Source organism: Paenibacillus cymbidii, assembly GCF_004764705.1.
Lineage (GTDB): Bacteria > Bacillota > Bacilli > Paenibacillales > NBRC-103111 > Paenibacillus_AN > Paenibacillus_AN cymbidii.
In genome coordinates, this window is record NZ_SHLX01000001.1 from 345,158 (window position 1) to 370,050 (window position 24,893).

General features: G+C 59.8%; 21 protein-coding genes. 20 read left to right on the forward strand and 1 reads right to left on the reverse strand.

Features of this window, described 5'->3' with window-relative positions; translation table 11 throughout:
- The first annotated feature begins 57 nt into the window (after window positions 1–57).
- The 13 genes from EXY20_RS01425 (at window position 58) to EXY20_RS01485 (ending at window position 16,848) form a co-directional block, all read left to right on the forward strand.
- Complete coding sequence (locus EXY20_RS01425) at window positions 58–2,037, forward strand: stage V sporulation protein D (protein ID WP_135546859.1); 1,980 nt, start codon at window positions 58–60, stop codon at window positions 2,035–2,037.
- Window positions 2,038–2,109: 72 nt separating this feature from the next.
- Window positions 2,110–3,612 carry a UDP-N-acetylmuramoyl-L-alanyl-D-glutamate--2,6-diaminopimelate ligase gene (locus tag EXY20_RS01430; protein ID WP_135546861.1) on the forward strand — a complete coding sequence of 501 codons (1,503 nt, stop codon included), beginning with the start codon at window positions 2,110–2,112 and terminating at the stop codon, window positions 3,610–3,612.
- The gene (locus EXY20_RS01435) at window positions 3,609–5,015 is read left to right on the forward strand and encodes a UDP-N-acetylmuramoyl-tripeptide--D-alanyl-D-alanine ligase (RefSeq protein ID WP_207671200.1); all 1,407 of its coding nucleotides are present in this window, start codon (window positions 3,609–3,611) and stop codon (window positions 5,013–5,015) included. Before EXY20_RS01430 ends, EXY20_RS01435 begins: the two co-directional genes overlap by 4 nt.
- Before the next feature lie 19 nt (window positions 5,016–5,034).
- Window positions 5,035–6,000 carry a phospho-N-acetylmuramoyl-pentapeptide-transferase gene (gene mraY / locus EXY20_RS01440; RefSeq protein WP_207671201.1) on the forward strand — a complete coding sequence of 322 codons (966 nt, stop codon included), beginning with the start codon at window positions 5,035–5,037 and terminating at the stop codon, window positions 5,998–6,000.
- 3 nt (window positions 6,001–6,003) lie between these two features.
- Window positions 6,004–7,392, forward strand: a complete 1,389-nt coding sequence (murD, locus tag EXY20_RS01445) for a UDP-N-acetylmuramoyl-L-alanine--D-glutamate ligase (RefSeq protein ID WP_135546863.1) — start codon at window positions 6,004–6,006, stop codon at window positions 7,390–7,392.
- Between the two features lie 233 nt (window positions 7,393–7,625).
- A complete protein-coding gene (spoVE, locus tag EXY20_RS01450; RefSeq protein WP_135546865.1) occupies window positions 7,626–8,720 on the forward strand; it encodes a stage V sporulation protein E in 1,095 nt (364 codons plus the stop codon).
- A 7-nt stretch (window positions 8,721–8,727) separates the two neighbouring features.
- The gene (locus EXY20_RS01455) at window positions 8,728–9,795 is read left to right on the forward strand and encodes an undecaprenyldiphospho-muramoylpentapeptide beta-N-acetylglucosaminyltransferase (RefSeq protein ID WP_135546867.1); all 1,068 of its coding nucleotides are present in this window, start codon (window positions 8,728–8,730) and stop codon (window positions 9,793–9,795) included.
- 169 nt (window positions 9,796–9,964) lie between these two features.
- Window positions 9,965–10,870, forward strand: coding sequence for a UDP-N-acetylmuramate dehydrogenase (gene murB, locus EXY20_RS01460; protein WP_135546869.1), 906 nt, complete (start codon window positions 9,965–9,967; stop codon window positions 10,868–10,870).
- Between the two features lie 80 nt (window positions 10,871–10,950).
- Entirely contained in the window at window positions 10,951–12,231 is a 1,281-nt protein-coding gene (gene murA, locus EXY20_RS01465) for a UDP-N-acetylglucosamine 1-carboxyvinyltransferase (protein ID WP_135546871.1), read from the forward strand.
- Between the two features lie 89 nt (window positions 12,232–12,320).
- Entirely contained in the window at window positions 12,321–13,283 is a 963-nt protein-coding gene (locus EXY20_RS01470; protein ID WP_135546873.1) for a cell division protein FtsQ/DivIB, read from the forward strand.
- Between the two features lie 299 nt (window positions 13,284–13,582).
- Complete coding sequence (gene ftsA, locus EXY20_RS01475) at window positions 13,583–14,827, forward strand: cell division protein FtsA (protein WP_135546875.1); 1,245 nt, start codon at window positions 13,583–13,585, stop codon at window positions 14,825–14,827.
- 30 nt (window positions 14,828–14,857) lie between these two features.
- Window positions 14,858–16,012, forward strand: a complete 1,155-nt coding sequence (gene ftsZ, locus EXY20_RS01480; RefSeq protein ID WP_135546877.1) for a cell division protein FtsZ — start codon at window positions 14,858–14,860, stop codon at window positions 16,010–16,012.
- A 155-nt stretch (window positions 16,013–16,167) separates the two neighbouring features.
- Window positions 16,168–16,848, forward strand: a complete 681-nt coding sequence (locus EXY20_RS01485) for a PDDEXK family nuclease (RefSeq protein WP_135546880.1) — start codon at window positions 16,168–16,170, stop codon at window positions 16,846–16,848.
- 271 nt (window positions 16,849–17,119) lie between these two features.
- On the opposite strand, the gene EXY20_RS01490 is transcribed toward EXY20_RS01485, so the two are convergent.
- Window positions 17,120–18,007 carry a helix-turn-helix transcriptional regulator gene (locus EXY20_RS01490; protein WP_167858930.1) on the reverse strand — a complete coding sequence of 296 codons (888 nt, stop codon included), beginning with the start codon at window positions 18,005–18,007 and terminating at the stop codon, window positions 17,120–17,122.
- Between the two features lie 141 nt (window positions 18,008–18,148).
- Between EXY20_RS01490 and EXY20_RS01495 the strand changes: the two genes are divergently transcribed.
- The 7 genes from EXY20_RS01495 (at window position 18,149) to EXY20_RS01525 (ending at window position 24,867) form a co-directional block, all read left to right on the forward strand.
- Window positions 18,149–19,873, forward strand: coding sequence for a DUF4091 domain-containing protein (locus tag EXY20_RS01495; RefSeq protein WP_135546884.1), 1,725 nt, complete (start codon window positions 18,149–18,151; stop codon window positions 19,871–19,873).
- A 142-nt stretch (window positions 19,874–20,015) separates the two neighbouring features.
- The gene (spoIIGA, locus tag EXY20_RS01500; protein WP_235885305.1) at window positions 20,016–20,993 is read left to right on the forward strand and encodes a sigma-E processing peptidase SpoIIGA; all 978 of its coding nucleotides are present in this window, start codon (window positions 20,016–20,018) and stop codon (window positions 20,991–20,993) included.
- A gap of 70 nt (window positions 20,994–21,063) precedes the next feature.
- Window positions 21,064–21,786 (forward strand): RNA polymerase sporulation sigma factor SigE, encoded by a 723-nt coding sequence (sigE, locus tag EXY20_RS01505; protein WP_135546886.1) that lies wholly within the window; start codon window positions 21,064–21,066, stop codon window positions 21,784–21,786.
- Window positions 21,787–21,948: 162 nt separating this feature from the next.
- The gene (gene sigG, locus EXY20_RS01510) at window positions 21,949–22,731 is read left to right on the forward strand and encodes an RNA polymerase sporulation sigma factor SigG (protein WP_135546888.1); all 783 of its coding nucleotides are present in this window, start codon (window positions 21,949–21,951) and stop codon (window positions 22,729–22,731) included.
- A gap of 137 nt (window positions 22,732–22,868) precedes the next feature.
- The gene (locus tag EXY20_RS01515; protein WP_135546890.1) at window positions 22,869–23,183 is read left to right on the forward strand and encodes a YlmC/YmxH family sporulation protein; all 315 of its coding nucleotides are present in this window, start codon (window positions 22,869–22,871) and stop codon (window positions 23,181–23,183) included.
- Between the two features lie 104 nt (window positions 23,184–23,287).
- The gene (pgeF, locus tag EXY20_RS01520; protein ID WP_135546892.1) at window positions 23,288–24,127 is read left to right on the forward strand and encodes a peptidoglycan editing factor PgeF; all 840 of its coding nucleotides are present in this window, start codon (window positions 23,288–23,290) and stop codon (window positions 24,125–24,127) included.
- A gap of 59 nt (window positions 24,128–24,186) precedes the next feature.
- Window positions 24,187–24,867 (forward strand): YggS family pyridoxal phosphate-dependent enzyme, encoded by a 681-nt coding sequence (locus EXY20_RS01525; protein ID WP_135546894.1) that lies wholly within the window; start codon window positions 24,187–24,189, stop codon window positions 24,865–24,867.
- The last annotated feature ends 26 nt before the right edge of the window (window positions 24,868–24,893 follow it).

Here is a 24,893-nt window from a genome sequence, read left to right on the forward strand (position 1 = left end):
CGAATAGTCTGGATATGAAACGATCTGGACGAAGGTGCCGGCTTGGAGGGATAGGGCATGAGAATGTCGGGTGCGACCGTTCGCCGCAGGCTGTGGTACGCCATGCTTGCCGCGGGCATCCTGTTTGGCGCGATGATTGCAAGGCTCGGGTATTTGCAGCTGTGGAAAGGGTCCGAGCTGGCTGCGCGGGCGGAGGACTCGTGGCGGCGCAACATTCCGTTCGCGCCGAAGCGGGGCGAAATTTGGGATCGCGGCGGCGTCAAGCTCGCTTACAATATCAGTTCGCCTACCGTGATGGCGATCCCCGCGCAAGTGAAAAACCCGCAAGAAACGGCCGCCAAACTGGCCGCCGCGCTGCAAGCTTCGGAAGAAACGGTGTACAAGCAGATCACGCAGCGCGAAATAATCGTCTACATCAAACCGTCCGGCCGCAAAATTACGGCCGAAAAGGCGGAGGAAATTCGCCAAATGAATTTGCCCGGCATCGTCGTCACCGAAGACAACAAGCGTTATTACCCGTTCGGTTCGCTTGCTTCGCACATTCTCGGCGTCACCGGGATCGACAACCAGGGACTCACCGGCGTGGAGGCGAAGTACGACAAGCAACTGACGGGGCTCGCCGGCAGCATCTCGTTTCTGGCTGACGGGGCGGGCAGGGAAATGCCGAACTCGACCGACGAATACCGCAAGCCGACGGACGGCATGACGCTGCAGCTGACGATCGACAGCTATATCCAATCGGTCATGGAGCGCGAGCTCGATCTCGCCATGGCGCAATATCAGGCGGATCACGTCATCGGCATCGCGATGGACCCGAACACCGGCGAAGTGCTGGCGATGGCCGGCCGGCCGACATTCGACCCGTCGCATTTCCGCGATTATCCATCCGAAGTATTCAACCGCAATTTGCCGATCTGGATGACATACGAGCCGGGCTCAACGTTCAAAATCATTACGCTCGCCGCCGCGCTGGAAGAAAAGAAAGTGAACCTGACCGGCGAATATTTTCACGATCCGGGCGCGATCGAGGTGGCGGGGGCGCGGCTGCGCTGCTGGAAAAAAGGCGGCCACGGCAGCGAAACGTTCCTGCAGGTCGTGGAAAACTCGTGCAATCCCGGTTTCGTCGTGATGGGGCAGCGGCTCGGCAAAGACAAGCTGTTCGAGTTCATCAACAAATTCGGTTTCGGCAAAAAGACCGGCATCGACATCGGCGGCGAAGAAAACGGCATCTTGTTCAAGCCGTCCAAGGTGGGGCCGGTAGAGTTGGCGACGACGTCGTTCGGCCAAGGGGTGTCGGTGACGCCGATTCAGCAGATCGCCGCCGTTTCGGCCGCCGTCAACGGCGGCAAGCTGTTCGAGCCGCACGTAGCGCGGGCGTGGTACAACCCCGACACCGGCGAACGCGTCGATTCGGTCGAGCCGAAGCTGGTGCGAACCGTCATCAGCGAAAACACGTCTCGCCAGGTGCGCGAAGCGCTCGAAAGCGTCGTCGCCAAAGGCACGGGGCGCAACGCTTTCCTCGACGGCTACCGAGTCGGCGGCAAAACGGGCACCGCGCAGAAAGTGGTCGGCGGTCGTTATTCGCCGAACGAGCACATCGTGTCGTTTGTCGGCTTTGCGCCGGCGGACCGGCCGCGGATCGTCATTTACATTGCGGTCGACAATCCGCAAGGCATTCAGTTCGGCGGCTTGATCGCCGCGCCGATCGTCAAGAACATCATGGGCGACGTGCTGCGCTACATGAACGTGCCGCAGAGCAAGGAGCAGATCGAAAAAGAATACCGCTACGGCGAAACCCAAATCGTGGAAGTGCCGCAGCTTGTCGGACGCACGGTGGCGGATATTTACGAAGACATGAGCAGCGACTTCGTGCTGGCCAAAGCCGGCAGCGGCAATACCGTCGTCAGCCAGGCGCCGCGGCCGGGGACACGGCTGGAAAAAGGGTCGACGATCCGCATTTTTCTTTCGGACGCGCCCGGCGCGGTGGCGGCGGCCGAGGCCGAGGCGGATGCGGCGCTTGCGGAAAGCGATAATTAATCGGTTCTCCGTCTATAATGGAAATAACCGGATTTGAAATCCACATTTCACACATTAACGGGAGGCGATCGGATGAAGCTGCGGGAGCTGGCGGAAGGGCTGATCGGGCACCGAATGATCGGCGACGGCGATACCGAAATCGGGCGGCTGCGCATGGATTCGCGTCAGGTGGGACCCGGCGAGCTGTTCGTCTGTGTGCCGGAAGTGCCGCATTTGAAATTCAGGGACAGCCATCAGTTTGCCGCCGACGCGGTAAGACGCGGGGCGTCCGCAGTCCTCGCCGAGCGCGAGCTCGATGTCGCGGCGCCGACGCTGCTCGTGCGCGACGCGCGATATGCGATGGCGTACGCCGCTTGCCGGTTGTACGGTTATCCGAGCCTGTCGCTTCGCGTCATCGGGGTGACGGGCACGAACGGCAAAACGACAACGTCGCATATCATCGAGCATTTGCTCGAAAGCAGCGGACGCAGGGCAGGCATGATGGGCAATTTTGGGCTCAAAATCGGCGGCGTCACGAGCGCATCGGATTGGAACACGCAGGAAAGCTGCGAGCTGCAGCGCAGTTTCCGGAGCATCGCCGACGCCGGCGCCGATTACTGCATCATGGAAGTGTCGTCGCACGGGCTGGCGCTCGGGCGCGTGCTGGGCACGAACTTCGGCACCGGCGTGTTTACGAACCTGACGCAGGACCATCTTGATTTCCATCTGACGATGGAGCGTTACCGCGCCGCCAAAGGGTTGCTCTTCTCGCGCCTTGGCAACGCGTTCGGGCCGACCTCCGGCGACGCCAAGTACGCCGTGCTCAACGCGGATGACGACGCGTCGCGCGAATATCGCGAGCTGACAGCAGCGCAAGTCGTCACCTACGGGATCAGGGAGCAAGCCGATATCCGCGCAACCGACATCGCCATCACGTCGCGCGGGACGACGTTTCACATCAGCGGCGTTGCCGGCGAAGCGGAAGTGAAGCTTCCGCTGGTCGGCGCTTTTAACGTTTCCAACGCGCTTGCGGCGGTTGCGGCCGTCTGGCTGGAAGGCGTGCCGCTGGCACAGATCGCGAAGAGCCTGGAGCGGATGGCGATCGTCGAGGGCCGGATGGAGCCGGTGGACGAAGGCCAGCCGTTTGCCGTTCTCGTCGATTACAGCCATACGCCGGACAGCCTGGAGAATGCGCTCGCCACCATTCGCGGCTTCGCCGACCGACGCATCATTACGGTGTTTGGCTGCGGCGGCGACCGCGACCGGGCGAAGCGGCCGATCATGGGCGCCATCGCCGCTTCCTACAGCGATTACGTCATTGTGACGTCGGACAATCCGCGCACGGAAGACCCGGAAGCGATATTGCGCGAGATCGAGCCGGGCGTGCGCAGAGGCGGCGGCGAAACGCCGGACCGTTACACGCTTGTTGCCGACCGGCGAGCCGCGATTGAAAAAGCAGTTGAAATGGCAAGCCCCGGCGATGTAGTATTGATTGCGGGAAAAGGTCATGAAACGGTACAGATCGTGCAAGGCACCACGCATCATTTCGACGATCGGGAAGAAGCGAGAATCGCGTTAAGGGGACGAATCGGTTGATTAATAAAACATGGGAGCAAGCGGCCGCAATGGCGGGCGGCTTGACGGCCGTCGCCGGCGAAACCGGCGGCAAAGGCCCGGAAGGCGTTGTCATAACCGGCGTGTCGACAGACACCCGCACATTGCGCGCCGGCAATTTGTTCGTGCCGCTCGTCGGCGAACGATACGACGGCCACGATTATGTCGCCGGCGCCTTCGCCAAAGGAGCGGCGGCAGCGCTGTGGCAGGAGGACCGGCCGAACGCGCCGGCAGGCGTGCCGCTTATTCTGGTGCGCGACACGCTGGCTGCGCTGCAGCAGTTGGCCCGATCTTACCGCAGCGAACTGGGCGTGCGCATCGTCGGCGTCACGGGCAGCAACGGCAAAACGACAACGAAGGACATGATCGCTTCGATTCTGGAAACGACCTACAAAGTGCACAAAACGAAAGGCAATTTGAACAACCATATCGGATTGCCGCTGACGCTGCTGCAACTGGCGGAAGATACGGAGATGGCCGTGATCGAAATGGGCATGAGCGGACGGGGCGAAATCGAGCTGCTGACGAAGCTGGCGCGGCCGGAAACGGCGATCGTCACGAATATCGGCGAATCGCACCTGATGCAGCTTGGCTCCCGGCAGGCAATAGCGGAAGCGAAGACGGAAATCTTGTCCGGTCTCACGATCGGGGGCTTGTTCATCTACAACGGCGACGAGCCTTTGCTTGAAGCCGCGCTGGCAACGGCGGAGCGCCCGGAATCGATGCTGACGCTGCGGTTCGGGGCGGGAGCGGACAACGACCTGTATCCGACCGCGATGATCCAGGACGAAAACGGCACGTTTTTTCAGACGAATTTGCCCGATTCGCCGAATTACTACATTCCGCTGCTGGGCCGCCACAACGTCATCAATGCGCTGGCCGCCATCGCCGCCGGCAAATACATGGGCGTGACGAGCGCAGACATCGCCCGGGGACTGCGTTCCTTCGAGGCGACAAGCATGCGCATCGAGAAGCTTGCGGCCGCCAGCGGCGCCACGATTTTGAACGACGCGTACAATGCCAGTCCGACTTCGATGCGCGCGGCGGTGACGCTGCTGAACGAACTGCGCGGCTATCACCGCAAAATCGCCGTGCTTGGCGACATGCTTGAACTCGGCCCGGACGAAGTCGAATTCCACCGCGAAATCGGCGAACTGATCGATCCGGCGGAAGTGCAGGAAGTGTACGTGTACGGCACGCTAGGCCGGCAGATCGGCGAAGCGGCGCTGACGCGATACCCCGCGTCGCGCGTGCACGTTTTCGCGGACAAGGTGCGGCTGATCGCGCAGTTGCGCGAAACGGTCGGCGCGGGAGACGCAGTGCTCGTCAAGGCTTCGCGCGGCATGAAACTGGAAGAAGTCGTGCAGGCGCTCCTGGCCGCTTGAGGAGATGGGGGAATAATCGATGATCGGCTATAAAGAGATTTTGTTTCCGCTGGGGGCGGCGTTTTTGCTTGCGATCATCGCCGCGCCGCTGCTCATTCCGCTGCTGCGCCGGCTCAAGTTCGGGCAGCAGATCCGCACGGACGGGCCGCAAGGACATTTGAAGAAAGCCGGCACGCCGACGATGGGCGGCACAATCATCATGCTGGCGCTGGCGGTCGCAACGCTCCGCTTCGCCGACAAGAACGAGTCGCTGACGGTGCTGCTGGTCGCCGCGCTCGGTTTTGGCCTGATCGGCTTTCTCGACGATTACATCAAGATATTGTTCAAACGCTCGCTGGGGCTGACCGCCCGGCAGAAGCTGCTCGGACAGCTGATCATTTCCGCTGTCGTCTGTTATTATTTGCACCAGATGGGGCATTCGACCGATATCGCCATCCCGTTCACGGACGTGTCGCTGTCGCTCGGCTGGTTTTATTACCCGTTTGTGGTGTTCATGATGCTGGCGACGACGAACGGCGTCAATTTCACCGACGGGCTCGACGGGCTGCTGTCGGGGACGAGCGCCATCGCGTTCGGCGCCTACATCATTATCGCCATGCAGGCGCACCAGCCGGAATCGGCCGTGTTCTCGGCAGCGATGGTCGGCGCGGTGCTCGGCTTCCTCGTCTTTAACGCCCATCCGGCCAAAGTGTTCATGGGCGACACCGGTTCGCTCGGCATCGGCGGCGGATTGGCTGCCGTCGCCGTGCTGACGAAGGCGGAACTGCTGCTCGTCATTATTGGCGGCGTGTTCGTCGTTGAAGTGCTGTCGGTCATGATTCAGGTGACATCGTTCAAGACGCGGGGCAAACGCATATTCAAAATGAGCCCGATCCACCATCATTTCGAGCTGGTCGGCTGGTCGGAGTGGCGTGTCGTCACGACGTTCTGGGCGGCGGGCATCGTGCTTGCGGGCATCGGACTTTATATAAACGAGGTGTTTTAATCCATGTTGCATCCTGATCGCTACAAAGGCAAGCGGGTCGTCGTGCTCGGCCTGGCGCGCAGCGGCATCGCGGTGGCCAAGCTGTTTCACGAGTGCGGCGCGATCGTCACCGTCAACGACAGGAAAGAACGGGACGCGTGCCCGGAAGCCGGCGAACTGGAAGCGCTTGGCATCGACGTCGTGTGCGGCGGGCATCCGTTGTCTTTGATCGATGAACAAGTAGCGCTGGTGGTGAAAAACCCCGGCATTTTTTATTCGTCGCCGCCTGTAGCCCGGGCGCTCGAGCTTGGCATCGAAGTGGTGACCGAAGTGGAAGTGGCGTCGCATATTTGCGCCGCGCCGATCATCGGCATCACCGGCTCGAATGGCAAAACGACAACCACGACGTGGATCGGCCGCATGCTCGAGGAAGCGGAGATGGCTCCGATCGTCGCCGGCAACATCGGCCGCGCGTTTTGCGACGCCGCCCGCGACGCGACGGAACAGAACCGGATGGTCGTCGAACTGAGCAGCTTTCAATTGAAAGGCACGTCGTCGTTCCGGCCGCATATCGCTTGCCTGCTCAATGTATATGAGACGCATCTGGACTATCACGACGGCATGGACGATTACGTCGCTTCCAAGCTGAAGCTGTTTGCGAACCAGACGGAGGACGACTTTGCCGTGCTGAACGCCGACGATGCCGTCTGCCGCGCCATAGCGCCGGGATTGGCGGCGCGCAAGCTGCCGTTCTCGCGCACGCAGCAGCTGGAGTTCGGCGTTTTCGTCGCGGACGGCCGCATCGTTTATCGCGACGCCGTCGGCTTCGCTCATCCGGTACTGCCGGTGGAAGAAATTGGAATTCCCGGTGCGCACAACATTGAGAATGCGCTGGCCGCCACTGCGGCAGCGCTCGCCGTCGGAGCGCCGGTCACGGCGATCGCCAAGGCGCTGCGCGAATTTCACGGCGTCGAGCACCGGCTCGAATTCGTGGCGCAGCAAGGCGGCGTCACGTTCATCAACGGTTCGAAGGCGACCAATCCGGCGGCGACGATCAAGGATATCGAGTCGTACGCGCAGCCGATCGTATTGATCGCCGGCGGGCAGGAGCGGCGTATGGAGTACGACGATTTGCTGCCGTATTTCCGCTCGCGGGTGAAAGCCGTTATCGCCATCGGCGAAACGAAGGAAAAAATCGCCCGCGTCGCCCGGGATGCAGGAATCAGATCGGTAGTCCTGGTCGATAATGCTAACAGTCCGCGCGACACGATGGCGATCGCCGTGCGATCGGCTCGCGAAGCCGCGGGCCCGGGCGACGTTGTGCTGTTCTCCCCCGCATGTGCCAGCTGGGACATGTTCGCCTCTTACGAGGAGCGGGGTAGCATGTTTAAACAGTCCGTGCATAACCTGTAAATAGGGGACAAGCGGCGGCTCATTGCCCGCTCCTGGGGTGTGTCTGGAAGCCCCGAAGACAGCAGATTGTGCCGAATTTTCGTTCCATGCAAGGAAGTTTTGCGCAGGCTTACCGGGGGTAAGTCAAGCAAAAGTGACGCAGCAGGGGGCGAAAAGGCGGTGCAAGATGCACCTGAGCGGGTTTCCAGACACACCCAAGCTTGCCCACTATCGGGGCTCGAGGTGACGGACTTATGGGCAAAGCGCGTTCCGCGCCCGATTTCGTGCTGATGGCGGCGACGCTGATGCTGCTGGCCATCGGCGTGGTGATGGTGTACAGCGCCAGCGCGGTGCTGGCTTATCACGATTTCGGCGATTATTTTTATTACCTGAAACGCCAGCTGCTGTTCGCCGGTCTCGGCGTCGCCGCGATGATCACGACGATGAACGTCGACTATTGGGTATGGAAGAAATACGCCAAACTGGCCCTGATCGTCTGCTTCGCCCTGCTGGTCATCGTGCTGATCCCCGGCATCGGCGTCGTCCGCGGGGGCGCGCGCAGCTGGCTTGGCATTGGCTCGTTCGGCATTCAGCCGTCGGAGTTCATGAAGATGGGGATTGTCGTTTATTTGGCCAAGCTCTTGTCCGAGGAGTGGAGCTTAAGCCGGTTTTTCAAAGGGTTGCTGCCGCCGCTCGGGATCGTCGGCGCCGCGTTTGGGCTGATTATGCTGCAGCCGGATCTCGGCACCGGCGTCGTGATGGTCGGCGCCGCCATGCTGATCCTGTTCGCCGCCGGCGCCAGGCTGCCGCATTTGGCCGGACTCGGCGCCCTTGGGCTTGCCGGCTTCGTGGGGCTGATTGCGGCGGCGCCGTACCGGCTGCAGCGCATTACCGGTTTCCTCAATCCGTGGTCCGACCCGCTCGGCACCGGCTATCAAATCATTCAATCGTTATACGCCATCGGTCCCGGCGGGCTTGTCGGCCTGGGGCTCGGCATGAGCCGGCAGAAATACAGCTATTTGCCCGAACCGCAAACCGATTTTATCTTCGCCATCGTCGGCGAGGAGCTCGGCTTTATCGGCGGCGCCTTCGTGCTGGGGCTGTTCGCGCTTGTCGTCTGGCGCGGCATGCGCACGGCGATTACGGCGCCGGACGCATTCGGCGGCCTGCTCGCCGCCGGCATCGTCGGCATCATAGCGGTGCAGGTCATCATCAACATCGGCGTCGTCATCGGCATGTTCCCGGTAACGGGCATTACGCTGCCGCTTATCAGCGCCGGCGGCTCGTCGCTGACGCTGATGCTGACCGCCATCGGCATCCTGCTCAACATATCGCGATACGCGAGGTGAATCGCCCGTGCGCACGATCGTATTTACCGGCGGCGGTTCGGCGGGGCACGTGACGCCCAACGTCGCGCTGATCGACGCCTTCCGCCGCCAGAACTGGACCATGCATTACATCGGCTCCGCCGCCGGCATCGAAAAAGGGATTATCGCCGAAACGGGCGTCCCGTTTCATGCCATCTCCTCCGGCAAGCTGCGCCGTTATTTTGATTTGAAGAACGCCAAAGACCCGTTCAAGGTGGTCAAGGGCGTGTTCGACGCGTTCCGGCTTCTGCGCAGGCTGAAGCCGGACGTCGTCTTTTCCAAGGGCGGTTTCGTTTCGGTTCCCGTTGTTATCGCCGCCTGGCTGCGCCGCATTCCCGTGCTCATTCACGAATCCGATTATACCCCGGGCCTGGCCAACAAGCTGTCCGTTCCGTTCGCTCGCCACGTATGCGTCACGTTCCCGGAAACGGCGCCGCACGTGCCGGGCGGCAAGGCGGTCGTAACCGGGCTGCCGATCCGCAGCGGCCTGCTCGCCGGCAAGCCGGAGCGGGGGCGGGCGCTGTGCGACTTCGCCGGCACGCGGCCGGTCGTGCTCGTCATGGGCGGCAGCCTCGGCGCGCGCACGATCAACGACGCCGTTCGCGCCAACTTGCGCGGGCTGCTCACCTCGTACCAGATCGTACATTTGTGCGGCAAAGGCAATCTCGACGATTCGCTGAACGGGATTCAAGGGTATAGGCAATACGAATACGTGTCGAAGGAGCTGCCGGATCTGCTGGCGGCGGCCGACATGGTCGTATCGCGCGCGGGGGCGACGTCGATTTACGAATTTCTCGCGCTGCGCAAGCCGATGCTGCTTGTACCGCTGTCGCTGGCGCAGAGCCGGGGCGATCAGCTGCTGAACGCCGACTCGTTCGTCAAGGCCGGCTTCGCCCGCAAGCTGCCCGACGAACAGCTTGACGCGGCGTCGCTGGCGCGCGAGCTTGCGGCGCTGTGGGCGGATCGGGAGGCGCATGCGCGCGCGTTGACCGCCCAGGCGCAGGCGGACGCGACGCAAACGATCGTCGAGCTGATCGTGCGGACGGCGCGGCAATAACGCCTTGTTTTGTGCCGGTGTAAACTCTATGAATCAGCGCCGCGAGGATCGGAAGCTTGCAAAAGTAGCTGGGCGTTTGTCACACTCCCGGCCGATTTACATAGACTACACTATATCCGTGACCGATTTCCGCTCATACGGCGCGAAACACGCGAAGGAGGAAAAAAGCATGCTGCAGGTCATTGCCGAATTGCAGACGGCCGGAATCGGCGACGTTCTTGCGAACGAACCGATGGCTCCTTATACGACGTGGAAAATCGGCGGTCCTGCGGATGCGCTTGTGATCCCGCACTCGAAGGAGCAATTGCAGGAAACGATTCGTTTGCTTGCCCGGCACGGGACGCCCTGGTTCGTCATCGGACGCGGCTCAAACTTGCTCGTGACCGACAAGGGCATTCGCGGCGTTGTGCTCAAGCTAGGGCCTGCGCTCGATTACATCCGTTTCGAAGGTACCGGCTGCGTGGCAGGGGGGGCCTGCTCGTTCATGAAGCTGTCGCGGCGCGCCAGCAAAGAAGGGCTGACCGGCCTGGAATTTGCGGGGGGCATTCCGGGCAGCGTCGGCGGCGCTGTGTATATGAACGCAGGAGCGCACGGTTCGGATGTATCGCGCGTGCTGAAGGCGGCCGAAATTTTGCTGCCTTCGGGCGAAACGGCCATGCTGCGGAATGATGAGCTGCACTATGCATACCGCCATTCCGTGCTGCACGAGGACAAAGGGATCGTGCTGGAGGCGACGTTCGAACTGGCATACGGCGACAGGGGCGAAATTGCGGCGGCGATGGCCGCTTACCAGGATCGCCGCCAGCGGACGCAGCCGCTGCAGCTGCCTTGCGCGGGAAGCGTGTTTCGCAATCCGGAAGGAACGTTTGCGGCGAAGCTCATCGAAGAAGCGGGGCTGAAGGGCTTACGCGTCGGCGGGGCGGAAGTGTCCGCGCAGCATGCCAATTTCATCGTCAATACCGGCGCTGCGAAGGCGGCCGACGTGCTGGCGCTGATCGAACGCGTGCAGGCGACGATTCGCGAACGGACCGGCATATCGCTCGTTCCGGAGGTGCTGATGGCGGGAGAACGGTGATCGGGGGCGTGGGACGCCGGTTTTCCCGCGGAAAGCGGCATGGAGACAACTTGACGGATGTTCAGAATTGAGGTGGAAGTTTGGAGAAGTTGGTGATCGAAGGCGGGAAACCACTCTCGGGAACCATTCGCATCCACGGCGCAAAAAACGCAGCCTTGCCGATCCTCGCCGCCAGCGTGCTGGCGAAAGGCACTCATGTCATTCACAACGTACCCGACCTGCTCGACATTCAGGTCATGCTCCACATATTGCGCGCGCTCGGCTGTACGGCCGAGCACCGGGGCGAGACCGTGACGGTGAATACGACGAGCCTGTTTTCCTCGCACATTCCGGAAGAACTGATGACCCAGATGCGTTCGTCGATTTTTCTGATGGGGCCGCTGCTGGCGCGATGCGGCAGCGCCCACATCTACCAGCCGGGGGGCTGCGCGATCGGCGAACGCAGAATCAATTTGCACTTGCTCGGGCTTGAAGCGCTTGGCGCGAAGTTTGAGGAATCGGGCAATATGCTCGCCTGCCGCGCGGAGAAGCTGACCGGGGCCGACATTTATCTCGATTTTCCGAGCGTTGGCGCCACGGAAAACATTATGATGGCCGCCGTCAAGGCGGAAGGCTCGACAACGATCCACAATGCCGCGCGCGAGCCGGAAATTCAGGATCTGCAGCATTTCCTGTGCGCCATGGGCGCCCGCATCTATGGCGCCGGCACCGATACGATCACGATCGAAGGCGTAGCCGAGCTTGCTCCCTGCACGTACCGGATCATCCCCGACCGGATCGTCACCGGCACCTTTATGGTGGCGGCGGCGGCGACGCGCGGGAATGTAACGCTGGAGCGCGTGTGTCCGGCCCATCTGACCTCCGTCATCCATGTGCTGCGGCGCGCCGGCGTGCAAGTTGTAGTGGACGGAGACGTCATTCACGTCAGCTGCCACGGGCGGCCGAAACCGGTGGAACGAGTCGTCACCTCGCCGCACCCGGCGTTCCCGACCGACCTTCAGGCGCAGGTCATGGTGCTCTTATCGCTCGCGGACGGATTTAGTATAATGAAAGAAACCGTGTTCGAAGGCCGGTTCAAGCACGTCGACGAATTGGTGCGCATGGGCGCCGACATTCGCGTCGATCTCAGCTCCGCCTTTATACGCGGCGTGCCGAGACTGTATGGAGCGACGGTGGAAGCGACCGACCTCCGGGCAGGAGCGGCGCTGGTCATTGCCGGTTTGGCGGCGCGCGGCACGACGGTGGTCGAGCAGATTCATCATATTGACAGAGGGTATGATAGAATAGAAACGATGCTGGCCCGGCTGGGCGCCAAAGTCGAACGTCATGCGTTTAACGGCGCCAGAGCGGTAACGTTGTGAAAGAGGTAACGAAAGCCGTAATCCACGCGTCCCTTCCCGTCCGGGAAGGGTTCTCGCGTATACATACCGATTGCGAAGAAGGTGTTTATTTGTCCGCGGATATGCAGATGCCGGTTTTGGCTCCCGAACCGACACCGGAGAAGAAGAGACGGGTAAGCCGCAAAATTATCGCATTGCTCGTCGTTTTTTTTCTCGTTGTGCTGGCCGTCGTCTTTTTCCGTTCTTCCCTTAGCAAAGTAAACGAAATCCGCATCGTCGGCAATGACTTGATGCCGGCCGAACGGATCGGACAAGCTTCCGGCATCGCTGCCGGCGACCAGTTTTTTGGCGTCGATCCCGGCAAGGCGGCCGCACGCATCAAAGAACTCGGCATTGTCGATACGGTCAAGGTGAGCAAACATTTTCCCGGTCAAATCACGATTGCCGTCGAAGAGTACAAACGCGTCGCCTTCCAGCTCGGCGACGACGGCAGCAACAGCATCGTGCTGGCGGACGGCAGCGTCGTGCCGGCAGACGGGCGCAGCGTGCCGCTCGACCGGCCGATCTTGACCGGCTGGCGGGACGACGACCCGCTCAAGCTGAAGCTGTGTCGGACGCTGGCAACGATCGCTCCGGCGCTGCTGTCGGACATTTCCGAAATCAAACCGGAGCCGAGCGCCGCTTACGAGGACAAGATCCGGATGTTCACCCGCTCGCACTTCGAAGTGATCACCACGATCGGCTGGCTGCCCGACCGGATTCCGTACCTCGGCGTCATCGTGAATCAGATGAAAGAGAAGGATACGAACGAAGGCGTCATTCGCATGATGGAGCAGACGCGTGCCGGCGATTTTGCGACGGAGTTGAGCGCCGGGACGGATACGCAGGACGGCGAAGCGGCCAAGTCGGGCGCAGGCGCCGGAACGTCGCCGAAATCGACGGCCGGCCAGTCGTCGAAGACAAGCCAGAACAAGGCGCCAACCCCGACGAAGAAGCCGACGTCGACCCCGACTTCAGGCACTAAAGCGACGCCTACGCCGACGCCCGGAGGCAAGCCGAACGCCATCGGATGAAAGGCTGCATCGCCACGGATAAGTCATGGATAGGTCAAAAGAGACTACTCAAAAGTAGAAAGAAATGTTAAAATGTTTGTTATGTTATCTTGCGGATCGTGGCATATTTTTCTATATGAAAATATGATGAAAAAAAAGAGGGAAAACCGCCCGCATGTGGAATAAGTACAACAGCCGCGATGGGCGGCCTACGGAACGCACAGCGAAACGGCAGCGGAACGGATCATGGCGCCGTCGACCGTTTCTTTTTGAACGCATACGGTTTCAATAAGCGATTAAGTTGCAGGGGGTGCCATCGGTTGAGCAGTAGTGACACCATAGTTAGTCTCGACATCGGTACGTCCAAGGTTCGTGCGATTATCGGCGAACTGTCAGGTGGTACCATTAATATAATCGGCGTCGGTTCGGCCGATTCCGAAGGGATTCGCAAAGGCTCCATCGTCGATATCGACCAGACGGTGCAGTCCATCCGCAGTGCGATCGATCATGCGGAACGCATGGTCGGCATTCAAATTTCCGATGTTTACGTCGGCATCTCGGGCAATCACATTTCCTTGCAATCCAGCCATGGCGTTGTTGCGGTATCGAACGAAGACAGGGAAATCGGGGAAGACGACATCGTGCGCGTGCTGCAGGCGGCCAAAGTGATCGCACTTCCGCCGGAACGGGAAATTATCGACGTTGTGCCGAAGCAATATGTGGTGGACGGGCTGGAAGGCATTCACGATCCGCGGGGCATGATCGGCGTCAGGCTGGAAGTGGAAGCGATCATCATCACTGGGGCGAAGACGGGGATACATAATTTGCGCCGCGTGGTGGACAAGGCCGGTTTGCGTTGCGCCGATCTTGTGCTTATGTCGCTGGCATCCGGTCATATGGCGCTCTCCAAGGACGAGAAGTCGATCGGCACGATTCTGGTCGACATCGGCGCCGGCGCAACGACGATTTCCGTCTTCGAGAACGGTACGATCGCGGCGACTTCCACGCTGCCGATCGGCGGCGATTTTATCACCAGCGACATCGCGTACGGGCTGCATACGCAGTCGGACAACGCGGAGAAAGTGAAGCTCAAGTACGGCTGCGCGGTCATCGAGGATGCGGCGGAAGAGCAGCAGTTCCGCGTGCCGCGCATCGGCAGCAACGTGGAGAAGCAATTTTCCCAGGTCGATTTGGCCAACATTATCGAGCCTCGGGTGCAGGAAATTTTTCAGCTTGTGCGCGCGGAAGTGTACCGGATGGGCTATGGCGACGCTCCGGGCGGCTACGTGCTTGCCGGCGGTTCCATGTCGCTGCCCGGCATGCTGACGATTGCCCAGCTTGAGCTAGGCGTGTCGGTTCGCACCGCGACACCTGATTATATCGGCGTCAGAGACCCGTCGTTCGTCGGCGGCGTCGGCATTATCCAGTTCGTTTCCAAGTCGCTTCGCGGTCGCGTTACGAACGCCCGCCCCAAGCAAGCGGCAGTCAAGCAAACGGCGGCAGTAGCCGCGGAGAAAACGGGCTGGTTCGAAAAAGTGAAAAACTTTTTCAGCGAATTCATTTAACGCGCACAGGTGCGAGGGGGATTACAGTCGATGATGGAATTTGATCTGGACACAGACCAGTTGGCAACGATAAAAGTAATCGGTGTCGGCGGCGGCGGCAGCAATGCCGTGAATCGAATGATCGCCAACGGCATTCTGGGCGTCGATTTCATGACGGTCAATACGGATGCGCAGGCGCTCAATTTGGCCAAATCGGAAACGAAGCTCAAGATCGGGGAAAAGCTGACCCGCGGTCTCGGGGCGGGCGCCAATCCGGAAGTGGGCAAGAAGGCGGCGGAAGAATCGCGCGAAGCGATCATTCAGCATATCAAAGGGGCCGATCTCGTGTTCGTTACGGCGGGCATGGGCGGCGGCACCGGCACGGGAGCCGCGCCGGTCATCGCCGAGATTGCCAAAGAATGCGGAGCGCTGACGGTTGGCGTCGTCACTCGCCCGTTCACGTTCGAAGGGCGCAAGCGGGCCGCGCAAGCCGAGCAGGGCATTGCGGCGCTTAAAGAAAAAGTCGATACGCTCATCGTGATCCCGAATGACCGCTTGCTCGAAATCGTCGACAAAAAGACGCCGATGGTGGAAGCGTTCCGCGAAGCGGACAACGTGCTGCGCCAAGGGGTGCAAGGCATTTCCGACTTGATTATGGTGCCGGGGTTGATTAACCTCGACTTCGCCGACATCAAAACGATCATGTCCCAGCGCGGATCCGCGCTGATGGGCATCGGTACGGGCACCGGCGAGAATCGTGCGGCCGAAGCGGCGCGCAAGGCGATCCAGAGCCCGCTGCTGGAAACGTCGATCGATGGGGCGCGCGGCGTCATCATGAACATTACCGGCGGAGTCAACCTCAGCTTGTACGAAGTCAACGAAGCGGCGGAAATCGTCACTGCGGCCTCCGACCCGGAAGTGGAAGTCATTTTCGGCGCCATTATCGACGAGTCGCTGAAAGAAGAAATCAAAGTGACGGTTATCGCCACCGGTTTCGAGCACCGTCCGCTGGTGCAGGCGCCGCCGATCCGCAGAACGCAGCCGACGTCGCATCATCCGGAGCCGCAGGAGCCGCGAGTGCCGAACTTGCGCCCGTTCAGCGGCGGCAACACCGGCAACGCTCCTCAGAACATGCCGTCTTCCGGCAGCGATCATCTCGACATTCCTGCATTTCTGCGCAATCGCAAGAACAACAACAATGACTGATTTCAGCGCGTTGGCGATGCCTTCAGACGAAGAACGTCCTGTTGCCCCTTGGGGCATTGGGGCGTTTTTGCGTTTTGGAGGGGAAGAGTCGGAAGCAGCGAGAAGTTGCAGACCGACAACGTTTCAAACAAATGAACGGAGGGGTGGGAGCATATATGGAGTTTCAACAAGCTTATCAACAATTTATGGAGCGGCATGTGGCGGCGCGATCGGGTGAGCGGAGAGGAAGGCTGCTGCGGGGGAATCGCTACGCCGAAACGTTGTTTGCGCAGCAAGTCTGGTGGCCGTTATGCGGTACGTTGGACAACTTGCACCCGGAGTACGAAATCTATGATTGGAATCGCAAATCGCAGTTTATCGACTATGTGTTTATCCCCCTCCCTTTAACGGGCGATCGTTTCGGGATTGAATGCGACGGATTTCAAAGTCACGTGAAAGATATGGACAGAGAATCATTCAGCTATGCGCTCAATCGGGATACGTTCTTGACCGGGCTCGGATGGAAAATGCTTCATTTTTCATTCGACGATATTCAGCATCGTCCGGAAGTGTGCCGTATGCTGCAGCAACTGGCGATTGGACCGACGTTGATGCGCCAACCGTCCGGCTTGACGGTTTCACCGACGGAAAAAGATGTACTGCGGTTGGCTTGGCAATGGGGGAAACCGGTTCGGCCAAAAGATATCGCCGAGCATTATGCCGTCAATTTTCGTACGGCGCGCAAATGGCTGCAAAGTTTGGTCGAAAAAGGCATGATGCGCGGGGTCGCGAGTGGAAAGCAGGGGGCTTATATGTGTTATTACGAGCCGACGGAAGGTTTGCACAAGCTGCTATAGGACGAACATGAGCCGACCAGATCCTTATCGCAAATTGTTGCATTTTCTACAACAATTTGAATGATAAATGGGCTGAAATTCTTACTTGTTGTATTTTCTGCAACAATTTTTTCACTAAAACGCTGTTTTGGCGGGAGTGGTGCGCAAAATGTTGCAAGAAATACAACAATTCACTGGTTCATCGTGATTGGCAGGCTTATTGTTGTACATAGTACAACAATTCCCACTTTTCGCGCGTGTGTTTTGCAACGAGGGAGTTGGCAGCCAGCGATCACGTGAATTCCGCCCCCGGGGCGCGGCCGGGCTCGTATTCGCTGCGCAGCCGGCCCGGCGCCATGCCGGCGATGCGCTTGAATGTGCGCGAGAAATAAAACTCGTCGCTGTAGCCGAGCAGGCCGGCGATTTCTTTGCTTTTCATCTCGGTGTTCAGCAGCAGCTTCTTCGCTTCCGCCATCTTCAGCCGGTGCACGTACTCGCCGAACGAATAGCCGGTCGTCTTCTTCACCAGCCTCCGCAGCGTCGATTCGGAGATATGAAACAACGCCGCCACCGCCGCCGCGTCATGCTCGCGGTACAAATCGCCGGCAAGCATCTCGTACAGCTTGTGAAACAACCCGTTCCGCGCCCCTTCGGCCCCGCCGTCGCCGGCTTGCGCAAACTCATACAGCAGCGACTCGAACGCCAGCGCCGCCCGGTCGGCGTCTGCCGGGATGCCGTTCTCGAGCAGCTTCATCATGCGTTCGATGCGCTGCACCCACGTGTCGTCAACACCCACGCGGCGCACGATATCCGGCTGCAGCAGTCCCGCCGCCAGCCATTCCTCGATTCGTTCGCCCGCGAAGCTGATGTAATATTCGTCCCAATACCGTCCGGGCGTCGGCCCGAACGAAAAGTGAGCGCCCGGCCGCATCGTCATCAGATCGCCGGAGCCGACCGGCTGCAAGCCGCCGTCGTCGACGCGGTAGCCGCCTTCGCCACCGACGATATAGAGCACCGCCCAATGGCCGAAGGCAATTCGTTCGCGCTGCAGCGTGCGTCCAGGCAAATGGCCGACCTGCGTGACGCGCAGGCTGCGAACGCGAAGCTGCGATTCGTCGGCCAGCAAATCGACGATGCGCAGCGGCAGCGGACTGATTGTATAATCCATGAAGGTGGCCATATCGTTCATTTCCTTCCGGTGCGGCACATCGTATAGTGAAAAGGAATAAGCCCTTGCGACCCATTGTAGCATAGGGAAGCAAACGGCGCACCGGGCTTTGCACAGGGCCCGGCGAACCAATCGCGGAGGTGCTTGAAACCAATGAATATCGGCTTGCAGGCAATGAGCTACAAGGCAATACGCGGCAATAACTCCTGGACGGAAGGAGAAGAGGCGGCCCGCGTCAGCCATCTGGAACTGGCCGCCTGCCGCAGGGACAGTGCGGCTTTCCAGATCGTGCTGAGCGATCGAACGGAGTTTGTGCTGTCGACAGGGCAAGACCCGCAGTTATGGAAAAAAGGGCCGGCGAACATGGTGCGCGTCGAAGCGAAGTTGAACGAGTCGCTCCCAGGGCTGACGCTGCAGATCAACCTTGTTGGTTTCACGAAAGACGACGATGGCAGGGAAAAGGCGGATCTGCTGCTCGACCAAACGGCGTTATATGTGCCGGAGCGTATGGTGCAGCCGGTGTGGGTGGAATTCACCGCAGCGGCAAACGCGGCGCCGGGACGTTATACGGGCACGGTTCGTGTGTATGCGCATACGTTGTTCGAGGACGAAACACTGCTGAAGGTGTTGACGTTTGCGCTCGAAGTGAAGCACCATACGCTGCCCGAACCGGGCGACTACCGCTTCTACCTCGACTTGTGGCAGCACAGCTCGAACATTGCGCGCAAATACGATGTCGCGTTGTGGACGGACGAGCATTTCCGAATCCTCGATGCTTATTTGGCGAGCCTTGGACAGCTCGGGCAAAAAGCGGCGACCGTCATCGTTTCGGAATGTCCTTGGTCGGGGCAATTTACACACCGCGACCGCGAGCCGTCCGACTTGTTCGAATACAGCATCGTCGGCGTCGTCAAATCGAAGGAGGGCGGGTTCGCTTACGATTTTGACGCGCTCGACCGCTATATCGAGCTGGCGGAGAAACACGGCATTCGCGAGGAAATCGAAGTGTTCGGCTTGCTGAACATTTGGCAAGACCCTGTCGCCGGCTACGGCGCCATCGTGGAAGGTTCGCCGGACGGCGTACGGGTGCGCTATTACGACGAAGCGGACGCGGCTTATAAATTCATCCGCAGCCAGGAAGACCTGACGGCCTACGTTTCGGCGCTGGAGCGACACTTTGTCGAGCGCGGCTGGATCGACCGCGTCCGCATCATCGCCGACGAGCCGAGCGACACGGTGCTGTTCGCCCGCCGGCTGGAAGCGCTGCGCGATATGGCGCCAAAGTTCAAATACAAGGTCGCGATCAACCACGTCGAGTTTATTCGCGAACAGGTCGAAGGCATGTACGACTATGTGCCGATTCTCACCGGCGCAGCGTCCGAGCACGAGCGCCTTGAGGAACTGCGGCCGACGATCGCCGGCAAGCTGCTGTACTACGTCTGCTGTCATCCCGATCGGCCGAATACGTTCATCGACTCGCCGGCGCTGGAGAGCCGGCTGATCGCCTGGCTGGCCGAACGGCTCGGCTTCGACGGCTTTCTCCGCTGGAACTACACCGTCTGGCCGGACGACCCGCTGCGCACGGTGAGCTACCGCAGCCCCCATTGGAAAGCGGGCGACACGAACTTCGTCTACCCGGGCCGAACGGGCAAGCCGCTCCTGTCGCTGCGGTACAAATGGCTGCAGCGGGGCATCCGCGATTTCGAAATCATGCAGCAGCTGAAAGACGAAGGCAAAGCCGAACTCGTCAAGGCCAGCCTGAATCGCGTGTTCGAAGGACGCTCCACCGCGGAATTGACCGGCTTGCTGAAGGAGTCGCAAACGGCGTATTCGCTGCAGGCGGACGATTACGATGGGCTGCTCGCTCATGTGAACTGAATGAAGAACAAGAATCAGCCCTGCGAAGGCACGCGTCATGTGCTTTGGCAGGGCTTTTATTTGCCGGGAAAGAAAGAGGCTTATCCCATGTGCGCCAACAGCGGCCGATTCGACAAAAAAACAACGCCGGCGGCGACTCGGTTTGACAGACATCGAAAATCGAAACCGCTATACTGGGTTCATCCGGCTGCGGGAGGACGAGGATGTGATCGTCTATGTCGATCTGCTGTTCCTCGTCAATGTGCTGATTGACGGGGCTTTGCTTTACGCGACAGCCCGCATTCGCCGCATTCGCTTCCGCCTGTGGCGGTTATGCGCGGCAGCCGCAATCGGTGGCGCCTACGTCGTTATGCTGCTTCTCCCCGCTTTGTCCGGCATGCAAACGTTCGTGTTCAAGTTTGCCTTTTCGGCGCTCATGCTGCTGACGGCATTCGGTTACGGCGGGCGCAAAACATTTTGGCGAAACCTGGGTTCGTTTTATTTGATCGGCTTTGTTGCCGCCGGCGGCATCTACGGGCTGCATGCTTTCTTTTCGTCAGGCGGGATCATGAACGGCATTTGGCTTACCCATTCCGGAGGGATTGCCTACTCGCTTCCGGTTGGCATCGTGTTCGTGCTGGCCGCAATGGCGGCCGTGCTCTTTGCCGTCGTCAGAAGCGCGCGCAGTGTCAAGGAACGCGAGCGGCTGCTCCGCCATACGGCGCAAGTAAGCGTCACGCTCGGCGATTGCAAGCTATCGTGCACCGGGCTGGTCGACACGGGCAACCATCTGTATGACCCGCTGACGAAAACGCCGGTTATGGTAATGGAAACGTCGCTGTGGAAGGAATGGGTGCCGGCGTCGTGGCTGCCGCTCATTCGCCGGGCGGAGCCCGATCTGATCCTGAGCGCACCGGAAACGGAAGCGTTCCGCTGGAGAGATCGGCTGAGGCTTGTGCCTTATCGCGGCGTAGGTCGTTCGATGCAGTTCATGCTGGCCATCCGGCCCGACGAAGTGATCGTGACGCAAGCGGACCGGACGATCGCCTCGGATCGCGTACTGATCGGTTTCGACGCCGGCGCGCTTAGCTCCGACGGTTCGTATCAAGCCATAATCCATCCTATGCTGATGGAAACCTAATTATCAACGAATTTCGCCTGCCCGAACATCGCCACGGGATGCGGGACTTTCGGTGGGAGGGGGACTGGACATGTTGGTCAAGTGGAGGTTATCGATGCAACTTACTTACTACAGGCTGCTGATGCTGATCGGAGTCAAGGGAGATGAGATTCATTATATCGGCGGCAGCGAAGCGCTGCCTCCGCCGCTTACCCGCGAAGAGGAAGAGTATTTGCTGCAGAAGCTGCCAAGCGGCGACGCCGCCATCCGCGCCGTGCTGATCGAACGCAATTTGCGGCTTGTCGTGTACATCGCCCGCAAGTTCGAGAATACGGGGATCAACATCGAGGATCTCGTATCGATCGGCGCGATCGGCCTGATCAAGGCGGTAAACACGTTCGATCCGGACAAAAAAATCAAACTCGCCACCTACGCATCGCGCTGCATCGAAAACGAAATTTTGATGCATTTGCGCCGCAACAGCAAAATCCGCACCGAAGTATCGTTCGACGAACCGCTTAACATCGACTGGGACGGCAACGAGCTGCTGCTCTCCGATGTGCTCGGCACGGAGAACGACACGATTTACCGCAACATCGAGGAGCAAGTGGACCGCAAGCTGCTGCACAAGGCGCTCGACAAGCTGTCCGATCGCGAGCGCGTCATCATGGAGCTCCGATTCGGGCTGCAGGACGGGCAGGAGAAAACGCAGAAAGACGTCGCCGACATGCTCGGCATTTCGCAATCGTACATATCCCGGCTGGAGAAACGCATCATCAAACGGCTGCGCAAGGAATTCAACAAAATGGTATGAGCCTTAGACAGCGGTTTCACAAAAAAAATTTGCGCACGCGGCAGACGGCTTTGTCCTTGAGACAAGCCGTTTTGCGCGTTTTTGAGGCGAAACCGGCAGGGGAGCGGTACGCATAAAAACCGGGTCCGCGGAGATAATGGAGGGTAACAGGAGGGATTCACGGTGACCCGGAACAAAGTCGAAATTTGTGGTGTCGATACCGCAAAACTGCCTGTCCTAACCAACGCGGAAATGCGCGAGCTGTTCGTGGAACTGCAGACCAAAGGGGAACGATCGGCGAGAGAGAAGCTCGTCAACGGCAATTTGAGACTCGTGCTTAGCGTCATTCAACGGTTCAACAATCGCGGGGAGTTCGTCGACGACCTGTTTCAAGTCGGTTGTATCGGGTTAATGAAAGCGATCGACAATTTCGATCTCAGTCAGAACGTGAAATTTTCCACTTATGCGGTACCGATGATTATCGGCGAAATACGCCGTTACTTGCGCGACAACAACCCGATCCGGGTCTCGCGCTCCTTGCGCGACATCGCGTACCGGGCGTTGCAGGTCAGAGACAGCCTGACGAACAAAAACTCGCGCGAGCCGACGATCTATGAAATTTCCGAAGTGCTCGGCGTGCCGAAGGAAGACGTCGTGTTCGCGCTTGACGCGATCCAGGATCCGGTGTCGCTGTTCGAGCCGATCTACCATGACGGCGGCGATCCGATCTATGTGATGGACCAGATCAGCGACGACCGCAACAAGGACATCTCCTGGATCGAAGGCATCGCGCTGCGGGAAGGAATGCGCAAGCTGAACGATCGGGAGAAAATGATTCTGTCGATGCGCTTCTTCGAAGGCAAAACGCAGATGGAAGTGGCCGATGAAATCGGCATTTCGCAAGCCCAGGTGTCCCGGCTCGAAAAATCGGCGATTCAGCAGATGCAGAAGCACGTCAAAACGTAATGAGGGAATCGGCTGCGGCTCCGGAATGCTCCGGGGCCTTTTCTTTTTCTCATCGGAGGACATTTTGCCCGGGGCGGACATATAGTTAGGAGAGGGATGATGCGGGTTTACCATTCGATGGCCAGGCGGAGGAAGCCATGAAAATTTCCGATTTCCAATCCAAGGACGTCATCAATATCGTGGACGGCAAAAAGCTGGGGCAAATCAGCGACCTGGAGCTGGACCTGCGGCAGGGAAGAATCGAATCGATCGTCGTGCCGAGCGCGCAGCGGCTGTTCGGCTGGTTCTCCGGCGGCGGCGCCGATGTCGTCATACCGTGGCGCAATATCGTCAAAATCGGCATGGACGTCGTGCTGGTGAAGCTGGACGATGCGCGGGTTTACCGGGCTCCGGAGGAGGAGCAGGACTATGGTGCGGCCGCAAACGGCAACCGATCTTATCGGGAGCGGTAGACGGCCGCACGCCGGTGAATCGGAAGCCGATTGGAACCGCCGCCGGACCTGTGGTAAACTAAGCGACAACGGGGTATGTAATAGTGAAGCGGGGAGAGGACCGAATGGAACCGTTTCGACCGGACAAGCGCGGGCCTGCGCAAACGCTGACGATTGCCGATTGGCCGCAGCGGTTTCCCGAACTGACGGCCGGCTTTACGACTCGGCGCGGCGGCTTCAGCGCGGAACCGTTCGCGCAGCTGAATTGCGGCCTGCACGTTAATGACGAAACGAATGTCGTCATCGCCAACCGCAGGCTCGTCGCCGAACAAACGGGCATTCCGTTTGCCGACTGGGTATACGGCGAACAGGTGCACGGCCGCAGCGTCGCTGTCGTGACCTCGGCGGACCGGGGCAAAGGCACGGTGTCGCGCGAGGATGCGCTGGCGGACACGGACGCGTTCGCAACGAACGAACGGGGATTGGGTTTGGCCGCGATGTATGCGGACTGCGTGCCGCTTTATTTTGTCGATCCGGTGCATCATGCGGTTGGGCTTGCCCATGCCGGCTGGAAAGGAACGATGCAACGCATCGCGGAAGCGACGGTGCAGGCAATGTCAGGCGCGTTCGGCTCGGTGCCGGGCGATCTGTATGCCGCCATCGGGCCGTCGGTCGGCGTCTGCTGTTACGAAGTGGACGACGCCGTGATGGAGAACATGGTGCCGCTGATCGAATCGTTCGGTTTGAGCGACGATAGCGCCGCCTTCATAACGCTCGGATCCGGCAAATACAAGCTGAACTTGCAAGAATGCAATCGACAAATTATGATAAAAGCAGGAATTTTGCCGCATCGTATCGAAATAAGCAAATGGTGCACAAGCTGCAACGTCGATCGGTTCTTCTCGCACCGCAAGGAGCAAGGCCGAACCGGCAGAATGATCGCCTGGATCGGCTGGGAACGATAGCGCGGGCATTGCGGCCCGGAACCGCGCCTGTGCGCCGGCGAAGGAAGGGAGACCGCGCAATGTCCATCAAGGATCGCCTGCTGGAAGTCAATCGGCGAATCGAGGCGGCTTGCCAGCGCGCCGGCCGGCGGCCGGAAGAAGTCAACTTGGTGGCCGTGACGAAATATGTCGAGATTGGAACGGCGCGCGAAGCGTTCGATAGCGGCTTGCGCCATCTGGGCGAGAATCGCTGGCAGGATGCGAAGCTCAAGTGGGAAACGATCGGCGACGCCGTCTGGCATTTCATCGGTCACTTGCAAACGAACAAAGTCAAAGATGTCATCGGGAAATTCCCTTACATCCATTCGCTGGACCGGGATTCGCTGGCGGACGAAATGAATCGCAAGGCGGTAGCGCTTGGCATCTGCGTCAATGCGTTCGTCCAGGTCAACGTGTCGGGCGAAGAAAGCAAGTACGGCCTGCCGCCGGACGAGCTGTTCCGCTTCGCCGAACGATTGGCGGACAAGCCCGGGATTCGTGTCGTCGGTTTGATGACGATGGCCCCCCACGAAGCGCAAGCCGAAGCGACAAGACCCGTCTTTCGCGAGCTGCGCCGGCTGCGGGACGAACTGAATGCGCGCAACATTTTGCCTTACATAGCGAGCGAATTGTCGATGGGCATGTCGAACGATTTCGAGGTGGCCGTCGAAGAAGGCGCGACCTGGATCCGGTTAGGCTCGGTTCTGGTCGGGCATCAATAAGATACAAGAACTCACACGAGACCAAG